Raw genomic sequence first — 7,953 nt, 5'->3', positions numbered from 1 at the left:
CGGCGCTTGAGCGCAAGGTCGACKGCGTCAGCCGACCGTAAAGGAGGCCCGCCGCCGGACCGGCGACGCACGAGGACCCCAGCAGTCGTTACCCAGATGCTTGACACGGTCGTTCGCCGGCGCCGGTTACCACCACAAGCCGGCACAGACCTGGCGGTGATCCTCAACGGCCGTCCCGCCGAGCGATCCCCTAACGGGCGGCGTGCCACATACCTCTGCTAGAACAAGGCCACATAGCGCGGCGGTTCACCGTGAGACACACATCTGCTGGACACGTCTCATGCCGAACTATCGAGCGTAGCCGATCACATTGCCTGACACGTCAAGAACCCTCCACGCCGCGTTTTGACCGACTTTCTTTTCAGAAACCAGTTCTGACCAACCAAAGGGATACATTTCGGTTGCTTTTCGGAGGCATGCCACATGCGGTGTGAATCGCAACGGTAAATGGGCCTGTTTTTCGCAGCGGTTAGTGGCCGATGAGGAGTGTCTCGCGGCGAACGGCGGAGCCCGTCGCTGATCAGCTGGGTGATGCGCTTGAGCGTCCTGCGGTTCTGGGTCTGCCGGTTTCGATCAGGATGTGCGCCAAGGCTTCCGGGCGATGATCATGGCGTCGTGGCCCGACGGAATTGTGCGCCGGTTCCAGCCCGGTCCATTCTGCGGCAGCCTGCGACTAATCGTCGGGCGCATCACAGAGACTGCGGCACCGCGGCCGGTGCACTCGCTGAAGGTGTGCGGAATCGCGGCAAGATCGTCCTTGTGGGAGATATGCACCGGTTGGATGAACGTCCTTAGCGACTGGGGCGTGACCTTGGAGCGGACGAGGCTGAGGTCTGGTTCCTCGGTGACGCCGAACAGCCCGCCCTTGCCGAGACGTCGTTCCCGCGGCGGGTCCACGCGCCACCCGTCCCCGGACGCGAGAAGACCTGACCCCAACGGACCGACGGACTTCTCAGCTACCGGTGGCAGCCGTCGAAATGCGGACGGGACTTCGACGCTCGTGCGTTCGAGTCGCCACTGAGTGGGAGCTTGATTGGCTCAGGATGCGGTGTGCTGGACGTCGACCTGAGGATATGGCGGGCGGCCGGTCAGCAGTGGTTCGGTCCGGCCCTGAGTCACGCGGTCGACGAATGCGCTCAGGTAGGCGTTGGTGATGGTGAGCGCTTCGGTGCCGTCGATAGGACCGAGCGGTACTTGGGACCGGATGGGTGCGGCAAGGTAGTAGCTGCCGTAGTCGCTGAAATTGAAGTGCTCGGCTCCGGTGATCTGGTAGCACCAGGCCTCCCCGGTGCTGGCGGCCAGCAGCGTCCGGGCGGTGTCCCGGCTGGCCTGGTCGCCGGMGTMGGCCGGTTGGCAGGTACCGGTGATACAGGAGTTCTGGCTGCCGATGAGCATCATCGGCTTGGCGAGCCCGGTATGGACTACCGCGCCGTACTCGGTGCCGTCGAGGTCGGCCGCGCCGGCGCAGTGTGAGTCGGTGCGGCACGCCTCCAACGCGGCCGCCCCGCCGAAGGAATGGCCGGCATAGACGATTGTGCCGGCGTTTATGTGTCCGGCGAAGCGGCCACTGGTGTTCAGTGCCGCGAGGTGCGCAGAGGCGAACTCGTCGTCGGCCGCCCAGATGGCGACCAGCCGGTCGCCGGCGGCCTGTGCTTGGCCGGCGTGCTCGTTCGCGTTCTCGGTCGCGGATGGTTTGCCCGCCTCCGTGGGGGATACCGTGTGTCCGTTGAGGACGGTTAGGTTCGCGCTGTAGGTGGGGGTGAGGCCGGCGACCAGGTAGCCATGGCTGGCTAAGTTTTCCGCGAGCGTCGTGTATTGCGGCGCGGAGAGGCCCATGCCCGGTTCCAGTACGACAATGGGGAACTTGCCCTCGGCGACCGGAACGTCGGCGAAGGAGTGGTCGCGAACGTCCGCGAAGCTGGTTTCGCCAAGACCTGCCGCCCCGCTCAGATGCAGTCCCGACCAGGCGCCCGGGGTGTAGGGCGCGTGCTGCGCGCCGGGGCCGGGGACACCCGGATACCACAGCCAGACCGACAGCTCCCGTGGCTTACCCGGTTGCGGGGCGAGCTGATCGGTGCGGGTGCCGTCGGTCCATTCGACGAGGGTCCGACCGATCTTGTAGGAGCCTGTCGGACCAGGCAGCGTGACCGGCTGCGCGGCCCGGATCGCGACGTAACCGGTGTAGCCGCTGAGCACGACAACGAGTACGAGCGCGATCCAGAGAACCCGCCGCACCCACCGGCGTTCCTGCTTACCTCGTGCGCCTTCGCCCATGCCTGGATCATATGCGATGCGGCAGGCTGCGATCCCGATCACCGGATCGGGGGCAGCATCCGGGCAGCGGGCGGCGTGGTCCCGATGATCCGAGTCCACAGGATTCGACGGCGACCTGGCCGGGCAAGAGGAGGGGCAGGCTGCCGTCGCTCCACGATGACCTCACCGTCGAACAGTCCCTCGTCTCCCATCGCCGCCCRTCGCAGCTATGCGTAAGCCAGCCGTCCACCGGACGCCCAGCGACCGGTTCCGGGTGCATCCGAAGATGCCGAAATCCGGCCTTCACGGATTCCCGTATGACCCGTTATGCCGATGTMGACATAACGGGTCATACGGGAATCAGAAGGCGCAGCGTAACGGCTTTCCCAAAGGAAATCATGAAGGAGTGGCGAGGTGGCMGGTGAGGGACCGGCTAACGGGCGCGGGTCGCATTGTTGCTGAAGGCCCTAACGACGCGTCCGTAGCCCTAGCGCTTTGGTCTCTCATGCGATGGGAATCAGGCTAGGTTTTCACTCATGGATGTTAAAGCGCGGAAGCCGTGGTTCCGACCAAACAAGTCCAACCCAGGCTGGCATCCCATTGCAGGGCKGGCTGACCCTTGGCGCCATCGTCGCCGCAGTGGTTACCGTTGTCGTGCTGTTCAGAACTGGGGCGCCGCGCCCGGCGCGACGGGTTGGGCTGGGCAGCTCCGAATGGCGGCCGGCGCGGGCATCGCCATGACAGTGTCCTCATCGCAGCAGCTACCGTCCCGCAGAACCCGGGAGGAAGCGGATGTCGATCATCGTGATGATGGGTCCCTTCGMGGGCGTCGGCAGTGTTCGTGGCGCGGTCGTTGACGGCGGTCTCCGGACGGACGGCCAGGACCGCCCCGGTCACCGCCAGCACCTGACGGGTGTCCCATCGTCAGCTTCCAGTACCGGGACCATCCGGATCCCGGCAAGGTTCAAACCCAACTGCAGGGCATCACATCGCCGGCCTTATCACCCCCGGGCACTGGTCAGCGGGCCTGCCGGCCGCATAGCCTAGGGTCACATGTGTGTGTCTCGCGTCACCGCTGCGGGACTGGATCCGTTACCCGACCAGAGTTTCCGGAACGCAACGCCGCGTCCGGACCCGAGGAGAAAGCCGGCGCGGCCCCATGACAGGTACGTTCGAGCTCTTCCACGATAAAGACAAGCATTTTAGGTTCCGGCTCACAGCCCCCCGACGGGACCCTGATGGCCCTCTCCCGGCCGTTTCCKGATAAAGCCGCCGCCGTTGCCGGCATCACCGCGGTCCGCGAATACGCCGGGATGGGCCTGATCACCGATCTGTGCCCCGAGGTCCCCTCCATAGACCATCGGATCATTCCCGGGCTCCTGCCCGGACCGCTACCGCACTGCCCACGGCACCGGCCCGCCCGGCCCGGGAACTGCCGCCTTGGACGACCGCCGAGACCCTGGCAAGACCCGGGCAAAGCACCCGTGACCACCGCCTGCACAAGGCCGCTTGACCCTTAAGAGCGGATCGGGCCAAGCACGAACGCCAAAGAGGTCAACAACATGGGCCGGCGGGTCCGGGTAAGCCCCGCTGGCCCATATTCGGCTGTCCCGGCTGTTCAGTGCGATGGGCTGACCATGTGATGCCGGTGTTCCGCGGTGCCGGGCTTGATCGCCGTCGCGGTGACGACGAGCAACCCCCAGACCGGTGATCCAGGACGTCCAGGCGACGCAGGCCTGCATGGCTCAGGAACCCAGGCGTGCAGCGGACCGGTCGGCCACGACGACAAGCGGCGGCCTTCAAAACCGTTCCGTGGATGGCCGCGGAATCCGTGCATCCCGCGGCTGTTCAGGCCCTGCCGGTCTTGCTCAGGAACCGGTAACCCCGCGCCCGACATACCAGTAAACACCGCCGAACATCAGCACAAACCCCAGGACGCCCAAACCCGGAAGCTGCRCKGAAATTCCCAGAATCATCACCCAAACCTACGAGGACCAGGACGATGCCCGCGGACCAGCGAAGCCACAACCCGGGAGGCTTTCCCGTAGTGAGTTCCCGGGCCAGGACCKGGTCATCATCAGCCAGATCCCTTTCGAGTTCCCGGAGGCGCCTGCGCTCATAGTCCGACAGCGGCATTGCCAACCATTCCTTCCCTTCGCAGCCTTCAGCTATCGCACCGCCAAGCCATAAGTAGCCTGCTTTCTTTCATTATCGGCCGGCAACCCGCCGCCTTCCAGGCCGGAAAGGATGTGGGTCCCAGCCGCCGCAGCAGGGATGGCCAGGCCCTGGAGCTCGCCACCGGGACACCGCCGCGAACCGTGGACGCACCCTCGGCGTGTGGATCCACACCCGGCGGTATACATGCGGCGGCGGCCACCTCGACCCCGTGAAACTCAAGCTCCCGGACCTGCTGTTCCCGGGTGGCAGGCCGGAAGGGCCAGGGACGCCCCCGGGCAGTAGTGCCGGTCGTGCCCTCTGTGGGCCTGGCGTTGCTTCAGGGCCGGAATCCCGGGCGACATGCCCTGTCCCATCGGGCTGGTGGTCCATGCCGGCACGGTCAGCGGCGATAGCGGTCAACGCCTGGCCCTGCTTGCAGCAGGTAACGGCTGCTGCGGCCGGGCCAGGATTGTTTCAGTTCCTCAGGCGGATCAAAGCGGGCTACCTATCGGCCATCTCCAGGCGCCTTGGGTCCTGCGCTCAGTTCCGGCAGGGACGGTTGCTGTTAGTGTTCTGTTTGTGTCCCGGGATCGGTGGCGGGTTTGCGGGCGGGCTCCACCGGGCCGCCCTCTCCGTAGTTGCCCTCCGGGTAGCGCCCGATTTCGGAGTCAGCGGTGCGGCCCGGTGTCGATCCGGCAGCGCCGTAGTCGGCCTTGACGTAACGTMCCGACTCCCGGGCCTTGTCGCCGAGGGGTTCGGGCAGGCCGCCTTCGCTGCCGGCTGCTCCGTAATCCCCTTCGATGTATTGGCCTTCCTCGTCGTCGGAATGGCGGCCGCGCTGCGCGCCGGCCTTGCCGTAGTTTCCTTCGACGTACCGGCCGCGCAGGTCTGGTTCTTCTGGCTTCTGTTCCGGGCCTACCTCATCCGGGGTGTCTTCGAAGCCGCTGTTGCCGGTCATGTTCGTGCCTTTCCCGAAACGAACTCTGCGTCTTCTGCGGCGCAATTTAAGTTTAGCGAGGGCCACGGTTCCGCGACAGAATCCCCTCCTTGCGATGCCTGCAAGATCATGTGATGCGTCTCACATGGGAATACTTCTTCAGGCCATGGCAGTCCGGCGCCGAGATGCATAGCATGAAACTACTGRGGTTGTCAATTTCTGTAGGTGAATCAGTTGACTCGAGGAGGCACTCGCGATGAGCGATATCAGTCCACTCAGGAATACGGTCCGTAACGGCAGCGGCCTCAAGCAGTTAGGCGGRACCTGGGGTGAACTTCTTGCGGAATTTCTCGGCACGTTTGTGCTGATCTCCTTCGKCGACGGCGTCGTGGCCATGGCCGTCGCCGCGTTGCCCGGGTCCGGCCGGGCCGCGACATCGACGACGATCTTTATGGCCGCCGGAGACTGGCTGTTGATTACCTGGGGATGGGCCCTGGCGGTGACGATGGCAATCTACGTCGCCGGCGGCGTCAGCGGCGCCCACATCAACCCGGCAGTGACCGTGGCCTTCGCACTCCGGCGAAAATTCCCCTGGAAAAAAGTGGGCCCGTATATCCTGGCCCAGGTTCTGGGCGCCTTCGCCGGCGCGGCGATGGTGTACCTGCTCTATCACGACGCCATCGACGCCTACAACAAGGCCGTCGGCACCGGACGCGCGGATCCGAAGGGGCTGGCCAGCTACTCCATTTTCGCCACCTTCCCGGCCCCCTACTTCAACGGMAACCCCGCGGGCCCGCTGATCGACCAGATCGTCGGCACAGCCTTCCTCCTCATGTTCGTGGTCGCCATCATCGACATGCGCAATACGGCCGTCCAGGCGAACCTGGGCCCCTTCATGATCGGGCTGGCCGTGGCAGCCATCGGCATGTCCATCGGCGCGAACGCCGGCTACGCCATCAACCCGGCCCGCGACTTCGGACCACGGCTCTTTGCCTGGCTGGCCGGATGGGGGCAGACCGCACTGCCGGGCACCGTCGACGGGGCCTTCAGCTGGTACTTCTGGGTACCGATCATCGGGCCCTTCATCGGCGGAGCGATCGGCGTACTGATCTATGACTGGTTCATCGGCGACATCCTGCATGCACGGATCAGGCTGCAGGAACCCACCCCGCCGGGCCGGGCCGGCGGAGAAACACCACCAGCCGAACCGAAACGCACGGCGGAAAAATAAGGACCTTCTGAAACCAGCCGGCCCTCGACACGGGCAGTCACGCTCTCCGCGTCGTTGGCAACTTCCAGGCGGCTGACGACCGCATGCCTCCAGATCCGGCCATGCCCGGACAAACCTGCGGTAGGCGGCCATCMGCTCAAACCGTGAGGCCTGATGGCACGAATGCATTGACCCGGGCACCGTACTCCGCCTCGGCCGCATGCCGGCGGACTGACGCACCAGCAGACCGCGCCAACGCGCCGGCCCCGGAATGCACTTGAGGCTCCCTGATGCGGCGCCCGCGCCGTACTCGTCCCGGACTTGGCCCTCCGACACCCACCTTGAGGTAGATCCGGGTCGACTCCGGAGATGCGTGCCCCAGAGGTCGCTGGAGCGCCAGCTCGCGCGTMCCCGCCTCCCACATCAGGCTCGCGGGGGTATGACGCAGAGCATGCGGTGTTTTCTCCGGTGGCCGAAGGCCGAGCCTATCCGGACGACGGCGCGAACATCCGCACCAGAGCGGCGTAGGACACCGGTTCACAGGCCCTGACCCGATCCCAGCCAACCAGGAACACAAAGTGCCTCACCGACCTGGACGGCCGTTCCCGCAGGACATATCTGTTGACGGCGTCGAGGGTGCTGGGCTCCAGCACATCGACAACACGCAGTGTCCCTGTGATCCAGGCCGCGGTTGTGCGACCCTGTGAGCTCCACCTGGACTTGTTGTTTGCCGGTGGCGGTACCGGTCCTTTGAGCGTCTTGACCGGGGGAACGTTCGGAGACACGATGGGAACGGCGGCCCGGAGACCCGGGCATTTATTACCGGACACGGGCCCCGCGCCGACAGCCCGGTCAGGCTGGGCACTACGGAAGGGCTTGTCGTGAGTGAAACCCCGGAGCCGATCGAGCGCCTTCACAGCKAGGCACCCGCTGAAGGCGAGGACCAGGCAGACACGTCCGCGGAAGGCGGCCGGCCCACTGTTCAGGCACCTTCCGGGAGCCGGGTCCACGCCCAGGAACCGGCGGAAGGCGCCGAGGCGGAGGCCAACCGTGCCGTCCGCTCCTCTGGCAGGGATCCGGCCGACGGGGAAGGCTAGTCCGAGCCCTCCCGGGCGGCTACACCACGGGGCCGTGGCACAGTGTCGTGTCCATCATTCTGCACGGCAACGTTTGGGGGCGCCGATCGCATTCCCGGGGATCCGCCGGGACGATTACCACAKAGGGGGAGACCATGCCTGCCGGTAAATCATCGAGACTGAAAGATCCGGAACTCTACGAAGAGCTCCGCCGCGACGGAGCATCGACACAGAAGGCTGCGCGCATTTCCAACGCGGCGGCCAAGGAGGGCCGCTCAACCATCAGCCGGAGGGGGGCCAAGGCCGGTGACTATGAGGAA

8 protein-coding genes are annotated in these 7,953 nt (G+C 65.6%); 3 read left to right on the top strand and 5 right to left on the bottom strand.

Features of this window, described 5'->3' with window-relative positions; all coding sequences use genetic code 11:
• Positions 1-573: 573 nt before the first annotated feature.
• From AC1DBQ_RS19800 to AC1DBQ_RS19785, 4 genes are all read right to left on the bottom strand, one after another.
• A complete protein-coding gene (locus AC1DBQ_RS19800) occupies positions 574-897 on the bottom strand; it encodes a hypothetical protein (RefSeq protein ID WP_476930134.1) in 324 nt (107 codons plus the stop codon).
• 141 nt (positions 898-1,038) lie between these two features.
• Complete coding sequence (locus AC1DBQ_RS19795) at positions 1,039-2,274, bottom strand: alpha/beta hydrolase family protein (protein ID WP_476930133.1); 1,236 nt, start codon at positions 2,272-2,274, stop codon at positions 1,039-1,041.
• A 1,827-nt stretch (positions 2,275-4,101) separates the two neighbouring features.
• Entirely contained in the window at positions 4,102-4,389 is a 288-nt protein-coding gene (locus AC1DBQ_RS19790) for a DUF3040 domain-containing protein (protein ID WP_476930132.1), read from the bottom strand.
• 586 nt (positions 4,390-4,975) lie between these two features.
• Entirely contained in the window at positions 4,976-5,368 is a 393-nt protein-coding gene (locus AC1DBQ_RS19785) for a hypothetical protein (RefSeq protein ID WP_476930131.1), read from the bottom strand.
• A 235-nt stretch (positions 5,369-5,603) separates the two neighbouring features.
• On the opposite strand from AC1DBQ_RS19785, the gene AC1DBQ_RS19780 reads away from it, so the two are divergent.
• Complete coding sequence (locus AC1DBQ_RS19780) at positions 5,604-6,578, top strand: MIP/aquaporin family protein (protein ID WP_476930130.1); 975 nt, start codon at positions 5,604-5,606, stop codon at positions 6,576-6,578.
• Between the two features lie 136 nt (positions 6,579-6,714).
• On the opposite strand, the gene AC1DBQ_RS19775 is transcribed toward AC1DBQ_RS19780, so the two are convergent.
• Positions 6,715-7,098, bottom strand: a complete 384-nt coding sequence (locus AC1DBQ_RS19775; protein ID WP_476930129.1) for a tyrosine-type recombinase/integrase — start codon at positions 7,096-7,098, stop codon at positions 6,715-6,717.
• A 340-nt stretch (positions 7,099-7,438) separates the two neighbouring features.
• On the opposite strand from AC1DBQ_RS19775, the gene AC1DBQ_RS19770 reads away from it, so the two are divergent.
• Positions 7,439-7,654, top strand: coding sequence for a hypothetical protein (locus AC1DBQ_RS19770; protein WP_476930128.1), 216 nt, complete (start codon positions 7,439-7,441; stop codon positions 7,652-7,654).
• A 134-nt stretch (positions 7,655-7,788) separates the two neighbouring features.
• On the top strand, positions 7,789-7,953 hold a 165-nt coding region (locus AC1DBQ_RS19765; RefSeq protein WP_476930135.1), incomplete at its 3' end, for a DUF7218 family protein.

Source organism: Arthrobacter sp. 10T413_2, assembly GCF_056394205.1.
Note: the sequence above shows the minus strand (reverse complement) of the source record. Positions and strands in the feature narration are given on the sequence as shown.